The sequence below is a fragment of the Lentzea sp. NBC_00516 genome, assembly GCF_036346835.1.
Classification (GTDB): domain Bacteria; phylum Actinomycetota; class Actinomycetes; order Mycobacteriales; family Pseudonocardiaceae; genus Lentzea; species Lentzea sokolovensis.
The window spans coordinates 3,698,321-3,717,275 of sequence record NZ_CP107840.1; the positions used below are offsets into that span (position 1 = coordinate 3,698,321).

The window sequence follows — 18,955 nt, forward strand, 5'->3', positions numbered from 1 at the left end:
AGTTCCCACTTGCTCCGAACATCTCGGTTCACGATCCGATAGTTCGCAGTAAGTTCCGCCGATCTACGAAAAGGTTAGGTACGAGCGTGAGTCCCGGTCAACGTCAGGTACCAAATACTGTGGTGCCGTTCTACCCATGGTTCGGTTCGGGGTTCACACAGCGTGACGGTACGGTCGGGATCCATCCCATGGTGCGGTCCCGAATGGACTGTTCAGAGCAGCGCAGTACCCGACCTGTATCGACCAAGTGGGCCAACTCAGTGACTACGCGTCACTCCGCCGGTGCGGCCGCCGCAGCCCTTCGCAGCGCTTCCGCGAGTTCCGAACGGCCCCGGACACCGAGTTTGCGATAGGTGTTGGTGAGGTGTTTCTCGACGGCCCGGGAAGTGACGTCCAGCACAGCGGCGATTTCCTGGTTCGAACGGCCGCCGACGGCGAGCATCGCGACCTTCTGTTCCGACCGGGTCAGTTTTACGCCCGTTGTGGCAGGCGCACCGGCACCTAGCGCGGTACGAGCACGTTGCACAACTGCCTGGGCACCGATCTCCTCGGCGAGATTGAGGCAGGAACGCCAGGCCGATTCGCTTTCGGACATTTCCGCCCATTGCCGCATCGCATGCACGAGCTCCAGCCGATGTGCCGATTTCTCGAGCACGTCGACCGCTCGCCCGGTCAGCTCCCGGCCGGCCTCACCGCCGACGATCCGCCCTAGCACGCGCAGCGTTCTGCCGATGCCCGACGCGGCTCCCCACTCCTCCGCGATCAGCCGTTCCTCCTCGGCGAGCCCGATCGCGGCGGAGACGTCACCGAGCTTGAACTTGACGAGCGCGAGCGACGACCGCCACGCGAAGAACACGGGGTTGCGCCAGCTCGCGCGGTCCAGCTGGGTCCCGCAGTCGGTCAGGATCAGCGCGGCCGAGGCGAGCTCGCCGCGCAGGACCGCGGCGTGACCGCGCAGCAGACCGGTGATCGTGGCCAGCGAAGGGTTCGCCGGATAAATCTCGACCGAGGAGAGCATTCGGTCGATCAGGACCGGATCGCCGAGCTGGAGCGCGACGGTCCCCGCCACGACACCGGCCGAGGTGCCGACGGCACTCCACTTCCAGGCCCCCAGGTCGAGCGCTTCGGACGCGGCTCGCGTCGCGTGCGCCACCCTGCCGGACAGGAGGTGGACCAGCGACTGCTCGGTGCGGATCATCGCCTGCTCGACGACGTCACCACTCTGGCGCGCGGCCTCCAGCGCCCGGTCGAGCCAGCTCTCGGTCACGCCCGGCGAGTCCGCGATGGCCAGCGCGGTCACCAGCAACGGCGCCACGCTGGGCGAGTGCGGCGAGGACGCGGGCTCGCGCGCCAGCAGTTGTTCGGCGAGTGCGGCCACCCGGCCCGCCGGGGCGCGCACCGCCAGTGCCGCCGAGTTGACCAGCACCGACAGCAGCTCGCGTTCCGCTCCGCTGTCAGCGCGCTGGGCATCTTCCAGCTCGGTCAGCCGAGCGTATGTGGAGGCGAGCCCCGTCGTGCCCCTCCTGCCGACGTAACGCATCCGTGCCTCGAGCCGCAGCGCGAGGTCGCGATCGACCCCGTCCAGGTGCTCCGCGGGACCGAACTCCTCGACGACCTTCCGCAGCACGGACACGATGGCCTCCGGCGCGTCGCCCATCACCGCCGGAGTGAGCCTGATCAACGCCGCGGCGCGTTCCCGTGGACCCGGTAGCAGCGCGACCGCGTAGGAAACGGTCCGGATCGCCGCGTGGATGTCGAACTGGCGTTCCGCGTTCGCCAGGTCGACCAGGACGGTGGCCCGGTCCTGACCGTCGACAGAGGTGTCCAGCAGAGCGCGACGCAGGTAGGTGACCGCCGTTTCGGGTGCACCGCGGCGCACCGCGATCTGCGCCGCGTCCCGCAGGACCTCGACCGCCCACGCGCCCTGCGGCACGGTGATCGAGAGGAGCTGGTCGGCCACCGACTCCGCGGACTTGCCGAAGTCGTGCAACAGGCGAACGGCCCGCAGGTGCAGCTGTTCCCGCTCGGCGGCGGTCATCAGGTCGTCGACCGCACCCCGTACGCCGGGGTGGGCGAAGCCGTCACCGGCGAAGAGGCCGAGCTTGCGCAGGCCGCGAACGGCCTCTGCCGCCGACGACTCGTCGAGCTGCGCGACCGCGCTCATCACGTCCGGCTCGGCCGCGTCCTCCAGCACGGCCGCCGCCTTCAGCAGCCGCTGGACCGGCTCCGGCAGCGCCCGCATGCACGCCGTGAACCGCTCCCGTGCCTGGGCCGGACGCAGATCGCGCACGAGGCAGGCGTTCGCCGCGACCGGCGCCTGCCCACCCATCGCCCACGCCAATGCGAGTGCCGTCAGCAGCAGCGGGTTGCCGCCGGTCGCGTCATGACAGGCCAGACCGAACTCCTCGTCGCACTCACGTCCGAGCTTCGCCCGCACGAGCTGGGCGGCCGCGGCCGGGCCCAGCGGACGCGGGCGCACGCGGTGGGTCGCCGCCGCGAGGATCGACGTGACCGCGGGGCGGTCGGCGAGCGGATCTCCCTCTCGCACTGTCACCAGCATCACCGCGCGCAGGTGCCGAACGCGCCGGGCCACTGCCTCGAGCACGGCCAGCGACCGGTCGTCGACCCACTGGAGATCGTCGATCAGCAGGAACGTCGGCTGTTCCCGGCCGAGGTGGCGCCCGAGGCTCAGCAGGCCGAGGTGGACGGACTGTTCGGCGTCGTCCGGTTGCCCGGCCTGGCCGCCGCCCGGGGTGAACACCGGGCGGGCGAACGCGGCGGGACCTGTCCACACCTGCTGGGGTGCGCGGGCCAGCGCCGGTTCGAGCAGCTGGCGGACCACCCCGTAGTCATGATCACGCTCCATCGGCGTGGCCGAAACGTGCAGCACGGAGAACGACGCCGCGGCAGAGTGCCGGGCTGTCGCGCGCAACAACGCGGTCTTGCCGTTGCCCAGTGGGCCTGCCAGCACCACAACGCTGCCCGTGCCGTCGCGAGCACGCAGAAGCGCCTCACTGACGAGTGACATCTCGTCGTCACGTTCGAGCAGCACGCCTGCCGCGTACCCCTTGGTCATCCGGTGGGCTCCCAGCCGAGCCCGCGGGCCCGGTGGATCAGCGGGGTCGACCGGCACAGCACGGCGATCTCCGCGGCTTCCCTCAGCAGCGGCGCGGCCGCCTCGGGTCCCACGACCGCGGCGAGCTCGAGCAGTGCGTTCGCACGCATCAGGCGGAACGGTGAATCGGTGAGCAACCGGACGGCCTCCCGCAGGTGCCCCACCTCGCCGGTCACCGCCGCGAAGCTCAGATGGGCGCGGGCGGTGGTGCTGGCCACGCCCCAGCGCTGGGCGAACTCGAGATCCCGCGCGCACAGCCGCAGCGCCCGCTCGCGGTCACCGGTCGCGCTCAGTGCCACCACGGCGACCGAGCGCCACGGCAGTGCGGCAGGGTTCAGCCACTGCCGGGACAGCATCCAGCGGCCGCACTCGTCCGCCCGCACCACGGCCTCGGCTGGATCACCGGTCACCAGTGCCAGCAAGGCGCGGGCGAAGTTGAAGAACGTGCGCGCGTAGCCGAACCCGAGTCGTTCGTCCGGCTGGCTCGCCGCCAGCTCGATCGCGCGGTCGACCTGCCCGCGCTCGATGCTCACCAGAATGTTCGCCGCGACCATGATGGGCCGCGCGTCCGGATGCAGGTTCGTCAGCGGGTACTCGAGCTCCGCCTGCTCCATGTCGGCAGCGGCCTTGTCCAGATCCCCTGTCATCCCGAACACCTTGGCGCGCATCATCAGCCCCTGCGGCACGATCGGCGTCAGCCCTCTCCTGCGGGCCTCGGCGATGACGGCGTCCAGCCCGGCGACGGCCTCGGCGACGTCGTCGGCCGCGGCGAGCGCCAGGCAGGCGAACAACCGGGAGGTGAGCAACGTGGCCGGCGCGGCCAGGGCCATGTTCGCCAATGACCTGGTCTGCGCGACGTCGGTGCCGTTCGACGCGCACATCCACGCGGCGATCCCCGCCCGGTCGGGGCTTCCGGACGAGGTGGGCAGCTCGGCGATGTCGAGAATGCCGAGTTCGGGCACGTCGATCGGAGCGTCGTCGGCGATCCAGTACAGCGCCGTGGCCGGGTCGTGGTCCCCTCCCGCCGACCGCACCGCGCTGAGGGTGCGGCGGAGCAGGGCCGCGTCACCGCGTGCCCAGAGCAGGTCCGCCGCCGTCAGCCGGAGGTCCGCGCACTCCGGCGGCTGCGGTTCGAGCAGCATCCTGGCGAGCCTGCGGTCGGCGGCGGCCGGCGCGACCGCGCACTCCGCGACGGCGAGCTCCAGCACGAGTTCCGCCCGCACCACCGGCTCGACCTGTTCGATCAGCGCGCGGCGCAGCAGCCCGACGGTCTCACCATGGCGTCCGCCGTCCATCTCGTCCTTGGCCACCGCCCTGAGCAGTGGCACCACCCACGCCTCGCCCAACGCCGCAGCCCCGGTCAGCAGCCGCGCCACCTCGCTGCGGACGAGGGCGCACTGGTGTCCCAGTCGTGCCGCCCGGGAGTAGAGGTCCTCGCGCTCCCCCGCCGGCATTCCCTCCAGCACCCGCGAGGCCGGGACACCGGCGGTCAGCTCCGGTTTGCCGGCGTCGGTGACCAGACCGGCGCAGACCAGCAGATCGAGAGCACGCCCCGTGGAGATCGTCCGCAACCGGGCGAGCCCGCCCATGAGGTCCACCGGATACCGCGGGCCGCAGATCACGACGACCCTGAGCAGCTCGACGACCTCGGCCGGCAGCGAACGCAGGGTCTGCGCCGTGGCGTCGGCGAGCACATCGGCCGCGATGCCGGCCATCGCCTCGAGATGGGCCCTGTCCGGACTCAGGCGTTCCTCGGCACACCGGTCGAGCAGTGGCCGCAGCGCCGAGACGCGGCCGCCGGTGCGGTCGCGCATAGCTCTGACGAACTTCTCGTCGCCCTGCCTGCCGAACCTCCTGGTCACCAGTTCCGAGATGCCTTCGTCCCCCAGCGGGCGCAACGGCACCGTCGTCGCCTCGTGCAGCACCGGCCGGCAGGTGTCCGTGGCGACCACGATCACCATCGGGACCTGGACGGCCCGGCAGGCGAGGCTCGCCAGCCAGGCGACCGACTCGGCGTCGAGCAGGTCCGCGTCGTCCACGGCGATCAGCACGGGCGTGGTGCGGGCCAGCTCCACCAGGTGGCCGATGGCCGCGTCGCGGTCCGCGCAGTCCAGCTGGGACATGAGCTCCGCGACCACCGCACCGGATCCCGCCAGTGCCTCGGATCCGCCCGCGGCGGTCAGCACGGTGAGCCCGGAACGCAGGCCGACGTCGACCGCGTGGTTCAGCACGGCGGTCCGGCCCGTGCCGCGATGCCCGGAGATCTCCAGCGACGACGACCGGCCGGAGGCCAGCAGGCGCACCGCGCGGTCCAGCACGGCCAGCGCGGCGCCACGCTCGACCAGTTCCGTCGCACCCGCCGGGCCCGTCACAGCTGCACCGCGAGCTCGGCGCGGGTCTGAGCGCCCAGCTTTCGATAGGCGTTCGAGAGGTGGCTTTCCACCGTGCGCACGGTGACGTACAGCCTCTCCGCGATCTCCCGGTTGGTCAGCCCTTTCGCGGCGAGTTCCGCCACCCTGAGCTCACCGCTGGTCAGCGCGTCCTTGGGAGAGGTGTGCGCCGCGCTCAGCCGCCCGCCCGCGGCGGTCAGCAGCTCGTGCGCCCGGTCCGCGGCCCTGGTGGCGCCGCAGCGCACCGCCATGTCCATCGCCGCCCGCAGGTGTTTGCGGGCTTCCTTCTCGTGCTGCCCGTGCATCAACGCGGTGCCCAGCGCACGCAACGCCGTCGCCTCGTGCAGCCGCGCGCCCGCCTCGGCGAGCTCGGCCACCGACTGCTCCAGCGTCTCGACGTGACCCGTGCTCAGTCCTCGGGCGAGCAGCGCGTAGCCCCGCGCGGCCGCGGTGTCCCACCTGAGCGCGGCGTCGGCACCGCGCGCGGCGAACTCGGCCGCTTCACCGGAGCGGCCCAGGCGCATCGCCACCGAGGCGCCGTCGAGCCACCACGGGACGAGCACCGGGTTCCGCACGCCCATCGCGTCGAACTCCCGGCCGCACTTCCGCAGCATCTCGAGCGCCCCGTCGGCGTCACCGCGGTTCCACAACCAGTGGGCCTTGGCGTTCATCGCCCAGCCGTGCTCGACCGGGTCGCGCGGCGAGCGCATGCGGTCCATCAACTGCCCGGTCTGGTCGGTGTCGCCGCGCCGCACCAGTACCGACGCCAGCACGGTCAGCGCGGCGAAGTCCTCGTCGTGAGGGTCGATCGCCAGCACCGCACGGGCGTCGCGCTCCGCGTCGACCAGTTCGCCGGCCTCGTACGCGAGCCCTGCGCGCATCGCGAGCGCGAGCTTGCGCGCGGGGATGTCGCCACTGCGCTCCATGGCGACGACGACCTCGTTCGCGAGCGTCATCGCCTCGGCCCGCGCACCGCAGAAGTGCAGCGCCACGGCCGGGAAGACGTCCCACGACGCGCGCGAACCACCTGCCGCGGGCAACGCGGACCGGAGGTAGGCCAGCGCCGTGGGCAGTGAGTCGCCGCGCAGCATCTCGGCCCTGGCGAGCTGCTGGGCCAGCAGGCGGCCGCCCTCCGCCCTGCCTTCCGGCGCGATGATGGTGCGAGCCAGGCTCATGGCCTCGGCGACGGTGGTGGAGCTGCCGAACCCGTTTACCAGCGCCACGGCCTCGATCTGGGCACGCAGCTCGGGATCGATCGCCGCGAGGCCGCCGTTCGCGCGCTCCTCGGCGAGGTAGCCGGCGAGCGGCCGGAACGCCTCCGGGCCCCGGCCCGCCCGCTGCGCCACCCCGCCGAGCTGGGCCGCGACCGAGGCGCGGACCACGGGATCGGTGACGTCGGCGAGCAGCTCGGCGTAGACGTCCGTCGCCGCCGAGAGGTCGAACTCGACCAGGTGGGTCGCCAGCTCCAGCCGGGTCTCGATGTGACCGGGGACCGTGTCCAGCACGCGCCGCAGGTAGCGGACCGCCAGTTCCGGGCTCAACGTGCCGTGCCGCGCCGCGCCGCGCAGCGTGCAGAACATCCACACTTCCGTCAGCGCGGGCAGCAGCATGACCAGCTCGGAGACCTCTTCCTGCGGGCGGCCCTCGTCCGTCAGCAGACGTGCCGCTCGTGTCCTGAGCGAACACAGCTCGTCCTGGTCGAGTGCGTCGAGCAGGCGTTCGCGCAACGCGGCCGACCGGAACCGCCCGTCGGCCGTCAGGGCGTCGACAGTGGTGAGTTCCGTGCGGTTCGCCTCGGCCGCCGCCGACGGGATCTCGGCGAGTGCCGCCGCGCTCGCGGGTTCGGCGCTGCCGACCACCGCCAGTGCGGTGACGTACCGGCGCATCTCCTCCGGCTGGTCCTCGAGCCAGGCGAGGTGCCACGCGGTGGCCTCCGCCTCGACGTCGGGCGTGCCGCCCTGTGCCGCGAGCTTGCCTGCCCACGCCAGTGCGACCTGGGGCAGGCCGGCACCCGACGCCAGACCGGCGAGGACGAGCTCGCGACCAGGGGTGAACCCGCACTCCCGCTCGACCAGGTCGGTCAGATCGGCTTCGCTGAACGGCCCCAGGTCGATGGTGGTCGTGTCGAGCGCACCGCTGAGGTCGGCGAACATCGCCTCTGCCACGAGGCGCTCGGCGCACGGGTAGACCAGCACGACGTAGACCCGCGGCTCCGGGATGCGGCGGCTGAGAACTCCGAGCCAGCGCGCGGTCGCACGGTCGCAGCGGTGGGCGTCGTCGAGCACGAGCACCAACGGCCGGTCGTCCGTCGTGCGCTGGACCACCAGGTCGTTCATCGCGTAGAGCCGCGCGTACTCGTCACGACCGGACAGCAGCGTGCCGACCTGCGCCGCGCCGAACAGGCCCTTCGCGGCCGCGAAGTCCTCCTGGCTCTTGCAGGTGGTCACGAGCACGTCCGCCTCGCCGCACACCTCGGCGCGCAGCAGCTCGACGAGCGAGGACTTCCCGATGGCACGCGGTCCGCGCAGGTGCAGAAGACCGATCCGGCCGGAGCCGGCGTCCCTGACCCCCGCCACCAGCTGACGCAGCTCGCGACCGCGGCCGACCGGCCGCCGGATCGTGAGTCGAGCACCATCATCTTCGGACAGCGTCATCCTCGACTCCTCTTGCCCGCAGTGGCGTCACACCAGGCCGAATGAAATTCAGGCATTCAGCATTTGGTACAACTTGCACTCTTGCAACAGGTTACTCACATTCGTCGCACTGTTTCGACAACTTGAGCACCCCTTGAGGTTCGGGCCGAATCGACGCAGGCGGTCATGTTTTCGGCGGTTCACCTGATGAGACGCTCAGCGTGGCCCCCATGACGCGCTTCCGGGCGAGAAGCACCACCGCACATCTCATTACGCGAGTCCACCCGCAAGGGTGACAAGTTCGCTCGCCAGACCTTCACTCAGCCGTTCAGGTGGTCACCACGCGGGCAGCGCGGACTCCTGGATACCCACCGTCAGGTCGTTCGGATACCGCGAGACTTTCTCGATCGACAAACGACCGAATGGAACTGTCGCGCCGTGGAACGTCGGCGGGGTATTCACGCCTGGCGCGCCAGGCAGAAAGCCACCCGGTGCCAAGGGCACGCCACGAATGAGATCAGCGTGCCCCTGCCAGCCGCCCCGCCTCGGCGGTGTCGCGGTCGGTCAGCCGGACGAGCCGCCCTTCCAGGCTCGCGGCCGCCAGGTCGAGCCGCGTGCGACAGCCCGTCCTGGAGAACAACCGCGTCAGGTAGTTCTCCACGGTCTTCTCGCTCATCCGGACCGACGTGGCGATCTGCCGGTTGGTCCTGCCCTGCTTCACCAGGCTGATGATCCGCAGCTCGACCTCGGAGAAGTCCTCACGCGCGGCGCGCTCGCGGGGCGGCGCCACCCCTGCCTCGCTCATCTCCCGCCGGATGTGGGCGTCCATCCAGCCCTCGCCGAGGGCCTTCGCGATGCCCAGCGCCTCCTGGTACCACTTGGCCGGCTCGCTGCAGACGTAGGCCGTCGTGATGCACGCGCGCATCAGCTCGGCCTGGCTACCCCGCGACCGTGTCAGCTCCACCGCCTCGGCGGCCGCGGTGGCGTCCCGCTCGACCAGCCCGCGCAGGATCAGCTCAGCCGTGCGCAGGCCGGATCCACCGAACCGCGTGTGCCATCGCCCGGCCTCCGTGTGCACCCGCGTCAGCGACGGTTCGTCGCCGACCGACCGGTGCAGGAAGCCGAGGCGGACGAGGTACCACTGCAGTCCCAAGACGTTGTCCAGGTCCGCCTCGTCCCGGATCCGCTCCATCGCCGCCCAGCCGCACGCGATCGCCTGGTGCCACCCGGCTGCCCGGTAGGCGAGCCCCATCTGCGTCCACGCGCGCAACGCGGGGAACGGGCAGTGCTCGTCGAGCAGTTCCAGCCACCGCGAAGCGCCCTTGCCGTCGCCTGTGGAGGACAGGACCTCCGCGGCGAGCAGGCGGGCGACGTCGTGGATCGCGACGTGCGGCGACCCGAGCAGCTCCAGCCGCCTGGCGTCCGACACGACGCGCTGCCACCGGCCGCCGAGGTAGTCCCGCACGAGCCTGCTGTAGATCGCGAGCGGGCCGTGTGCTGGCTCGCCGTACTCCTCGCCCAGCGCGAGGCGGAACATCGCCACCACATCGTGGTCGTCGTCCGCGGCCCTGATCGTCTCGATCTCGGCCAGGTCGACGACGGCGCAGGGCTTGGCCCGGAACGCGCTGAAGGCGGCTGCCATGTCACTCACCCGCAGCGGCGTCCCGGCGAACCAGCCAGCCGCGAACGTCAGCGGGGCGGCGGTCTCGGCATGGCCCGCCAGCGCGCCGTGCACCGTCGCGGGCAGTGGGCGTCCGATGTGGACAGCGGCGAGGGCGGCGGCGGCCGCGAGTTCGTAGCGGTAGCCGTGTCCCGCACCCGCGGTGACGGCCTCCTCGGTGACCTCGGCCAGCAGCTCGTAGTCCCCGGCCCGCACGAGCAGGTGCAGGGCGGTCCGCAGGAGACGGTCGTGGTCGGCGGACCCCGGCGGGCAGTGCCACAGCGCGGCGCGGCACCAGCGGGCTGTCTGCTCCAGGCCGGTCCGCGGCAGTCGTGCCGCCCCACCCTCCAGCGCGGGCACGAGCGACGGGTCCCGCGGCAGGGCGGTGCCCGCGAGCGCGACGCTGTCCATGGTGACCGGCGGCCGGGCCGATCCATTGTCGAGCAGGTGACGGACGAACGTGCGGTGCACGGCAGCCCGTCCGCCGACACCGAGCGTGCGGACGATCGCGTTTGCCAGGGCCGGGCCGGGCGCGCTCAGCACGCCGTCACCGTCGCATCGCAGCACACCCGCCGCGACCAGCCGGTCGACCACCTCACCGCAGCGGGCCAGATCCTGCCCGAACGCCTCGGCGAACAGCGGTAGCTCGTCGAGACCGAACCGCGCGCACCCGGCGGCGAGCGCGACCAGCGGGGCCGCCACGTCGCCCAGCTCGGTCGTGCGGCGGACAAGGTGATGAGAGGCGGACAGCGCGAGATCCGGACCCCGCTCGCGCAGGCACAGCCTGCCGAGCACGTCGGTCAGGCCACCGTCGCGGCGCACCTCGTCGAGCAGGGCCAGCGCGGCGGCGGGGTGGCCGGCGAGCGGCCCCAGCGCGGTGCGCACCGCGGGCAGGACGGCCAGGTCCAGCCGGCCGCCGGCGGCACGGTTGAGCAGGGCGCCGATGTCGTCGCCGGACATCGGGCCGAGATCGAGCACCCGGTCCGCGAGCCCGCCCAGCGCGGCCGGCCCGCTGACCACGCCGTCCGCCCGGCAGGTCGCGACGACGGTGCACCCGGCCCTCCGCGCGGCGGCCAGCGCATGCGCCGGCCGTGCCGCGGTGTGCACGTCGTCGACGAGCACCACCACGGGTCCAACAGCGCGAACGTGCTCGAAAAGCCGCACCAGGTCGGCGAACAGCGCGATCCGAGACCGCGTCGACTCGTAGGCAGCCGGGTGGCACGCCCTGTTGACCGCCGCGAGGGACTCGAGCACCTTCGGGCTACCGAACTCGGCGAACGAGTGCCGGAAGAACTCGGTGACCGCCTTCACCCGGAACAGGTCCCAGCGCTCTTCCTCGGCCGTACACGGAAGCGCGACAACGCGAATTCCACGCTCACGGACCGTCCGCGCGAATTCGTCCAGAAGAGCGGTCCTGCCGATCCCGTCGAGCCCGCGCAGGAGGACCAGTGCGTCCGCATCCGCGTTCGCGCATTCGCCCAGGGCCGCCAGCTCGGCCGCGCGCCCAACCACAGCTTTGCGTTCGTTGACCACGATCACCTCTCCTCGCCTGAATTCGCCCGGCAGTCCGGGCGCCGGCGGGATCACGAGCGGGTAGTGACGATGAACGCAAGGCTAAGCAGAAAACCAAAAAACAAGCCGTATCGCGAAAGACTTTCCGCAAAGTTCGCAGCATTGCAGACAACGCCGCCGTCCAGCGGTTTCAGCGTATCGCTGAATACTTTCCGCGAAATGCGTGGCGAGCGGAGATCACACCATCGAGGCGTCGAAGTCATCCGCCAGGAGGACGGTCATGTCCACAGCGGTCACCTCGGCGGACATCGCGAGCCGGGACGCCTGCCGGTCGGCCATCACCTCGAACACCTTGCGCGCGGTGCGGCCGTTGCCGAACGTGCCGTCCTTGGGGATCCGCTCGAAGTAGTCGGCGAGCGCCTCGGCCGCGCTCTCGTCGAGCCGGTAGTCGTGCCGCTTGCACTGCGACCGCACGATCGTGACCAGCTCGTCGGCGCTGTAGTTCGCGAACTCGATGGTGCGGCTGAACCGCGACTCCATACCGGGGTTGGAGCGCAGGAACTCGACCATTTCGCGCGAGTAGCCGGCGGCGATCACGACCACGTCCTCGCGGTGGTCCTCCATCAGCTTGAGCAGCGTGTCGATCGCCTCGCGACCGAAGTCGGGGCCGTTGCCACCCTGCCCGGCGGCGAGCGTGTAGGCCTCGTCGACGAACAGGACGCCGCCGAGCGCGGAGGTGAACACCTCGGTGGTCTTGATCGCCGTGCCGCCGATGACCTGGGCGACGAGGTCCGCGCGCGCGACCTCCACGAGGTGGCCGGAGCGCAGCACGCCCAGGTCGGCGAGAACCGTGCCGTAGAGCCGGGCGACCGTGGTCTTGCCGGTGCCGGGAGCCCCGGCGAACACGAGGTGCCGGGCCATCGGAGGCGCCGAGAGCCCTGCCTCCACCCGGCGCTTGGCCATCAGGTTGAGGTTGACCAGCGAGTTGACCTCGCGCTTGACCCCCTCCAGGCCGACCAGCGCGTTGAGCTCGCTGATCGGGTCGTTGCCGGCAGCGCGTTCCTCCTGCTGCTGCGGCAGCGCAGTACCTCCAGCGCTCGGTGCCGCGGCCTTCGTCGTGGTGGTGCCGCTCGCCGACACCGATCCGTACGCGTCCCGCGTGGCGTTGCCCGTGCTGCGCAGGTCCAGCACCTGCAGCGCGGTGCTGGCCCTGGTCTGCCGCAGGCCGGAGCCGCGGTTGTCGCGCACCAGGCAGTCGGCTATCCGGATGCTCAGCTCGCTCTGCACGCCGATGCCGTCGGCGTTGTTCGCGGAGAACTCGGACTCCTCCAGCGTGCCGGAGGAACCGACACCGAACAGGAAACCACTGCCCTTGCCGTCTCGGACCCGGCAGCGGACCGCGGCGATCTCACCGGCGCCGTCCACGAACACGCCGTCGCCACCGGACTCGGCGATCTCGCAGTCGGTCAGGCTCAGCGCGGCCCCGCGCACGAGCACGCCGGCGCCCGCGGTGGCGCGGACGCTCGCCCCCGTGATGGAGGTGCGGGCCCCGGTGAGCACCGCGACGCCGTTGCGGCCGCACCGCTCCAGCTCGACGTTCTCGAACTTGCCCAGCGCGCCCTCGGCGGCCTCGATCGCCGTGCCGTCGCAGCCGGCCACGTGCAGCCTGCGGAAGAACGGGTCCGCCGAGGTGCTCAGCCGCACGCCGGCGCCCGTGCAGGACGACACGGAGGCACGGATGATCTCGGTGGTGCCGCGGTCGGTCACCCCGATGCCGGCACCGACGACGTCACGGGCCTCGCAGTCCTCGGCGGTGCCGCCGGCCTGACCGGTGAACAGGTAGCCGTGCTCCCTGGCCTTGCGGACCTTGAACCGGCGCAGCACCGGGGCGCAGGACTCGGCGGCGAACACACCTTCGGCGCCGGAGCCGGTCACGGAGCTGTCCTCGAGCAGGATCTCGCCGGAGGACGCCAGGTAGAAGCCGATGCCGTCGACGTCGCTCACCGCGAGGCGGGTGGCCATCGCGCTCGCGTGCTGTTCGACCGCCACGGCCGGCTTGGCGGTGGCGGTGACGGTCGAGTCGGTCACCGTGATCCGGCCGTGCCCGTTGAGGCAGATGCCGTTGCCGCCCGCGTCCCGCACGCCGCACGCGCGCATCATCAGCTCGCCGTGCTCGGCGATCACCACGCCCGACGTGCCGAGGTCGAGCAGCTGGCAGGAGTCCATCAGGTTGCCGCCGGAGGTGATCACGACGCCGGCGCCGGCCGGGTTGCGGACCTCGCAGCCGCGCATCAGCACCGCGCCCTTGCCTGTGGCGTAGACCGCGGCCCACGCGGAAGCCCCGATCCGGCACTCGGTGAAGCTCAGCTGGCCCCCGCCCACGAGCACGGCGGGCGAGTCGGTGTCGGCGCAGGAGATGGTCAATCCGGTCAGCGCGGCGGACCCGGCGTGGAGCAGCACCGCGGGCCCGTCCGCGGCGAGCAGTTCGACGGTGCCCGGACCGTCCTCGGCGGTGATGGTGACAGCCTTGGTCAGTACTAGGGACTCCTGGTACTTGCCGGCACTCACCAGGATCACGGAACCGTCCACAGCGGACGCCACGGCGTCCGAAATGGACCGGTGCCCGCGAGCCGCAGAGGCGTTGACCGTGATCACGTCGTGGCCCAACTCGTTTCCTCCCGTCTGCGTCGCGTCCGATCCTGCCTGCCGCCGACCGCGATCAGCCGCGCATGCCTGAACACGCGCAAGAAGTTCCGCAATCCACGGAGGACACCTGCGCACGCTCGCATGGCGGCTGTCCGCCGGTTGCCATAGTGTGGCGCCACAGTGCCAGGTCCGGTGCGGCCGGCGGCGAACCCCGAGGCACTCCAGGGAGTTCCCTCACGGACCCCGGTCCAGTCACCACCGTCCCGCGATCCGAACCGGTAGAGCGCCCCGTGCAGCAAGATCCACTCCTGGTCCCCGCCGAACGCCTGGCGGCAGTCCTCACCGATGGGCTCGGCTCAGCCACCGGTGCCCCGCTGACGGTGGTGTGCGGCCGGTCGGAAGCCGACCTCGCGACCGTGGTCGACGAGATCCGCCGGCGGCACGATCAGCGGTTCAAGGTCGTCGACCTGTCGTTCAGCGAGTCGACCGCGGGCGCTGACCTGCTGACCGCCGGTGGGCTGCTGCGGGGGTGCCAGGACGCGGTGACGGTCCTGGCGAACGTGCACCGCCTGCCGGCCCCGGCGGTGGGCGCGCTGGAGGCGCTGGCGCGGCAGGTCGCCGCCGCGGGTGCTCGGTGCCTTCTCACCGTCACGTTGCCGTTGCCGCCACAGACCAGGTCCGCTTTCGCCGCGGTGTTCGCCCGGCTGCACCGCGACGGTCTGGTGCGCCCGGTGACGTTGCGGCCGGTGTCCCGCCGGGAGCTGCCGGAGCTGGTGGTGTCGATGACCGGCGCGCTGCCGGAAACCGCACTGTGCGATCGGCTCTGGTCGAGGACGCTGGGATGGCCGAGCGCCGTCGGCACCGTGCTCCGGATCGGCGCGGACAGCGGCGCGATCACCGCGGTCGACCGCCACTCCTACCTCTCGGCCTGGCCCGCCCAGGTCCAGTCTGCCGGGTACGACGACCTGCTGGCCGGTGTCCGCGGACTCGGGCTCCCGCTGTGGAGCGCGGCCAAGGCGGTCGCCGTGCTCGCCCCGCTCGGCCCCGCGGTGTCCCGCCTGACCGGCCAGGTGCTGGGCGAGCCGGAGTCCGAGGCCGCCGCTCTGCTTCAGACGCTCGCCGACGCGGGCGTGCTGCTGCCTGTCCGGGGGCGGCAGGTGTGGCGGTTCCGGCTGCCGCTCCTGCAATGCGCGCTCCGGGCCGCGCTCGGCCCCTACGAACGGCGCCGGATCGCCCAGATCGCGGTGACCGCGCTGTGGCACGGCACGGCCGAGTGCGCCGACCCGGCCTTCCTGCCCGACCAGCTCACCGACGCCGGCAACCTGGTTCACGCCGGCCGGGCCCGCACCGAGCTGCTGGACCACGCCCAGCGCGCGACGCCGGACGGCGACGACCGGCCGTTGCGATGGCTGCGGGCCGCGGCCGACCTGGCGGCGCAGCGGACCGAGCGGGCCGGGATCCTCCTCGCCCACGCCCGCGGCTGCCTGGCCCACGGCGCCGCCCACCGGGCACTGGACTCGACGGACACCGTGCTGCACGAGCACCTCGACGACCTGCCGGACGACCAGTTCGTCGACGTCTGCCTCAGCCACCTCGCCGCCCTGCACGCGGCAGGTGAGCGCGAGACGCTGAGCAGGGTCGCGGAGGGCGTGTGGTGGCCGTGGCCGGGCAGCGTCGCGCAGCGCACCATCGGCCGTGCCGCCGCGCTGTCGCTGCTGGGCGACTGGCGGACGGCCTGGCAGGTGCTGGCCGAGCTGCACCGCGACCCGGACGCCCACCTGGTCGAACGACACCTGCGCGACCTCGGGACGATCACCCGGTTGTGGCTCGGTGACTCGGCCGCCTTCGACTCCGAGGTCACGGCTCTGCCCGCGCGCGTGACGGTCGGCGAACAGGTGACCGACCTGCTCCGGCGGGACGCCGAGGTGCTGGTGGCGCTGGGCGAGCTGCGCCGCGCCGAACCGCTGCTCGCACTGACCGGGCGGGCACCGGTCCGCCTCACCACCGCGTGCCTGGCCACGCTGGCCGCGGGCGGCGGGCGGGCGGACGAGGCGCTGGAGCTGGTGCGCAAGAGTGTCGCCACGGAACCGGGCACAGGCTGTGGTCCCGGCCAGAGCGTCATGTTCCACCTCGCGGCGATTCTGCTGCTGCGCAAGGGAAAGCTCGTCCGGGCGGTGGAGATGACCAACACCGCTCGCGCGCGGACGCCCGCACTCCCCCACCTGCTCGCCGCGGCCGAGGCCGCGCACCACGTCCTGTTCGGCCGCGACTCGGACGCCGTCTCCGTACTCGTGCGGGCACTGGACCACGCGGAGGCGACGGAGGTGGTGGCGTTGACCGACCTGCTGTGGATGTCGTTGGCGGACATCGCCGTCGGACAAGGCGACCTGACGTTGTTGCCGTGCTACCTCCACCGCGTCACCGCGGTGGCGAAGCAGATGAACACCGAACAGGCCGAGATCAGCAGACTCGTCCTGCACTCGACCGTGCACGCCGACCGCGGCACGGCCACCGAAGCGGCCGCACTGCTCCGCACCCGGCCACCGCTGGAGCGGGCCGAAGGGCTCGAACGCCTGGTCCGGTTCGGTGTCGGCGCACCGGAACTGCTGTCGGAGGCCTACGAGGCAGCGGGCACCGTGGACGCGCTGCTGCACCGATCGGTATTGCGCAACCTGATGCGCACCCACGGCATCCCGGTGCCGGGCCGGCAGGCGACGGTGGCCGAGAACGAGCGGTTGCTGGCGGTGCTGGTGACCGACGGTCTCGGCAACAAGCAGATCGCGACGTTGCTCGACACCAGCGAGAAGAGCGTCGAGGGCCGGCTGTCGCGGCTGTTCTCCCGCACCGGATACCGCTCGCGGGTCGAACTCGCCGCCGCCATGCTGACCGGCCGCTTCACCGCGTGACGCGCGCCTTCACCCCGTCGCCACGTTGACGGAGGGACAGGTTTGGCCGACCAAATCCGCATGGAGATCGGGCTGCAAGTCTGGACGCCGCGATCTTCCTGAAGCAGTCGTGCCCTGTCCCTCCAAGCCAACCGCAGTAGAGTCAGGGCGCTGGCTGACAGCCGTGGGTTCACACGGTCGATGGCCCCATCCGGAACGGCATGTCGGTTCGCCCGTTTCCGCCAACGATCTTGCCTCATCGTTGGTACGCACAAGGTCCGCGAACAATCCGTCGAATGCGCCGTCGTCGACTACCGCGACGGTGAGCTGAACGGCGCCAAGTTCCAGCGGATCGATCGCTAGCTGCGTCGGAAATCCTGTGTCTGATTCGCAGTCCCCGCCACGGCGTGTCGCGCCCCGACACGCCGCCACCCAACCGCACGCGGCGGGACTTTGATGGCGGATCTCCGGCGCGGGACACTGGCCTGTGGTGCCACAAGCGGAGATGTCCACCGGCGCGTGCTTGCTCGAAGGACTTGAAAGGCTGTTCGTTGGCGTGGTCGATCAGCTGCGGACTGTTCCCGTCGTGCTCTGGGTTTCCAAGGAGCTCTTCGGAGAACTCGCGCATGATGTCGCGCCACACGGAGAAGTCGTTGTAGACGTCGGTCGGGTCAACTGATGACGGCTGGAGCTCACCGACCGGCATGACGTGGCAGAGCCCGCCGCCGTCTGCGACCTTGCCGCCGTCTCGTTCGTGCAAAACGAATCGGTGATCGCCGTCGCTGCCGCGCCGGATGGTCAGCGTGTTGACGCCCGGCGACATCAGCAGACGCTGCGGATCGACCACCAGAGCCCACAGCCCCCATGAAGATCGAGACTAATGGCACCCGTCATCGGTCACCCGTTGTAGAGAGTGGTGGAGAGGTAGTTGCCGGAGTCGGGTCCCGCCCATCCGTCGCCCCACCACACTGTGTTCACGGTGTTGCCCTCGCAGTTGGAGCCGGTGAAGCCCCAGAACCCCAGGTGGTCGCGGCGGTCGAACTTGATGGCGTTGTACGCGCGGGTCCGTCCGGGGTGGATGCCGAGCAGGCAGCGGTTCGTCTTGCCTTCACTCAGGCTGCGGATCTGATTGGTGTTGTTGATGATCCGCAGGCACGACTCGCCTGACGGTGCGGTACAGCCGGCCGTCTGAGCGGGTGCGTTCGCGATGGTGAGCGTCGCCAGCGCGGTGACGAGAACGCCCGCCAGCCCGAGCGCTCTCGTTCGAGTCGAAGTCGTCCTCGATGTTTCCTTCGCTCGCGGCTGACTTAAGATCCCGCGTTCTGGAGAGTGGTGGAGAGGTAGTTGCCGGAGTTGGGTCCCGCCCATCCATTGCCCCACCACGCTGTGTTCACGGTGTTGCCCTCGCAGTTGGAGCCGGTGTAGCCCCAGAACCGCAGGTTGTCGCTGCGGTTGAAGTGGATGTTGTTGTAACTGTTGGTCCGTCCGGGGTGGATGCCGAGCAGGCAGCGGTTCGTCTTGTCCTCGCGCACGCTGTGGATGTGACTGGTGTTGTTGGTGATCCGCAGGCACGACTGGCCTGACTTTGCGGTGCAGCCGGCTGCCTGGGCGGATGCGTTGGCGATGGTGAGCGTCGCCAGCGCGGTGACGAGGGCGCCTGCCAGCCCGAACACTCGCGTTCGAGTCGAGTTCGTCATCGATGTTTCCTTCGCTTGTGGCTGATTCAAAGTCACGCGTTGCGGATAGCGAGGGTGAAGTAGTTGCCGGAGTCGGGTCCCCATCCGTTGCCCCGCCACGCGTTGAACACGGTGTTGCCCTCGCAGTTGGAGCCGGTGAAGCCCCTGAACTGCGGCTGGTCGTTGACGTTGAAGTGGATGTTGTCGTAAACGCGGGTCCGGCCGGGGTGAATGCCGAGCAGGCAGCGGTTCGTCTTGGATTCGCGCACGCTGTGGATCTGATTGGTGTTGTTGATGATCCGCAGGCACGACTCGCCTCCCGTTGCGGTGCAGCCGGCCGCCTGGGCAGGTGCGTTCGCGATGGTGAGCGTCGCCAGCGCGGTGACGAGGGCGCCTGCCAGCCCGAGCACTCGCGTTCGAGTCGAAGTCGTCATCGAT

At 71.1% G+C, this 18,955-nt stretch carries 9 protein-coding genes; 1 reads left to right on the forward strand and 8 read right to left on the reverse strand.

Translation table 11 applies throughout. The features are described 5' to 3' along the window. Positions 1-271: 271 nt before the first annotated feature. From OG205_RS16545 to OG205_RS16565, 5 genes are all read right to left on the reverse strand, one after another. Positions 272-3,076 (reverse strand): ATP-binding protein, encoded by a 2,805-nt coding sequence (locus tag OG205_RS16545; protein WP_330277136.1) that lies wholly within the window; start codon positions 3,074-3,076, stop codon positions 272-274. After that, positions 3,073-5,487, reverse strand: coding sequence for a hypothetical protein (locus OG205_RS16550; RefSeq protein WP_330277137.1), 2,415 nt, complete (start codon positions 5,485-5,487; stop codon positions 3,073-3,075). Before OG205_RS16550 ends, OG205_RS16545 begins: the two co-directional genes overlap by 4 nt. Further along, on the reverse strand, positions 5,484-8,159 hold the full coding sequence (locus OG205_RS16555) for a helix-turn-helix transcriptional regulator (RefSeq protein ID WP_330277138.1): 2,676 nt from the start codon (positions 8,157-8,159) through the stop codon (positions 5,484-5,486). The genes OG205_RS16550 and OG205_RS16555 overlap by 4 nt, the downstream gene beginning before the upstream one ends. Positions 8,160-8,655: 496 nt before the next feature. Further along, on the reverse strand, positions 8,656-11,331 hold the full coding sequence (locus tag OG205_RS16560) for a helix-turn-helix transcriptional regulator (protein WP_330277139.1): 2,676 nt from the start codon (positions 11,329-11,331) through the stop codon (positions 8,656-8,658). A 216-nt stretch (positions 11,332-11,547) separates the two neighbouring features. After that, on the reverse strand, positions 11,548-13,977 hold the full coding sequence (locus OG205_RS16565; RefSeq protein ID WP_330277140.1) for a right-handed parallel beta-helix repeat-containing protein: 2,430 nt from the start codon (positions 13,975-13,977) through the stop codon (positions 11,548-11,550). 269 nt (positions 13,978-14,246) lie between these two features. On the opposite strand from OG205_RS16565, the gene OG205_RS16570 reads away from it, so the two are divergent. Then, on the forward strand, positions 14,247-16,862 hold the full coding sequence (locus OG205_RS16570; protein ID WP_330277141.1) for a helix-turn-helix transcriptional regulator: 2,616 nt from the start codon (positions 14,247-14,249) through the stop codon (positions 16,860-16,862). Between the two features lie 876 nt (positions 16,863-17,738). On the opposite strand, the gene OG205_RS16575 is transcribed toward OG205_RS16570, so the two are convergent. From OG205_RS16575 to OG205_RS16585, 3 genes are read right to left on the reverse strand one after another with little or no spacing between them, the layout of a single operon-like run. Continuing rightward, entirely contained in the window at positions 17,739-18,209 is a 471-nt protein-coding gene (locus tag OG205_RS16575) for a hypothetical protein (protein ID WP_330277142.1), read from the reverse strand. Then, positions 18,149-18,538, reverse strand: coding sequence for a hypothetical protein (locus OG205_RS16580; RefSeq protein WP_330277143.1), 390 nt, complete (start codon positions 18,536-18,538; stop codon positions 18,149-18,151). The genes OG205_RS16575 and OG205_RS16580 overlap by 61 nt, the downstream gene beginning before the upstream one ends. 32 nt (positions 18,539-18,570) lie before the next feature. Beyond that, the gene (locus OG205_RS16585) at positions 18,571-18,951 is read right to left on the reverse strand and encodes a hypothetical protein (RefSeq protein WP_330277144.1); all 381 of its coding nucleotides are present in this window, start codon (positions 18,949-18,951) and stop codon (positions 18,571-18,573) included. Positions 18,952-18,955 lie beyond the last annotated feature (4 nt).

Coding starts and splice junctions, on each gene's coding strand:
- OG205_RS16545 (WP_330277136.1), bottom strand. CDS start 3,076: ATGACCAAGGGGTACGCGGCAGGCGTGCTGCTCGAACGTGACGACGAG.
- OG205_RS16555 (WP_330277138.1), bottom strand. CDS start 8,159: ATGACGCTGTCCGAAGATGATGGTGCTCGACTCACGATCCGGCGGCCG.
- OG205_RS16575 (WP_330277142.1), bottom strand. CDS start 18,209: ATGGGCGGGACCCAACTCCGGCAACTACCTCTCCACCACTCTCCAGAA.
- OG205_RS16580 (WP_330277143.1), bottom strand. CDS start 18,538: ATGACGAACTCGACTCGAACGCGAGTGTTCGGGCTGGCAGGCGCCCTC.
- OG205_RS16585 (WP_330277144.1), bottom strand. CDS start 18,951: ATGACGACTTCGACTCGAACGCGAGTGCTCGGGCTGGCAGGCGCCCTC.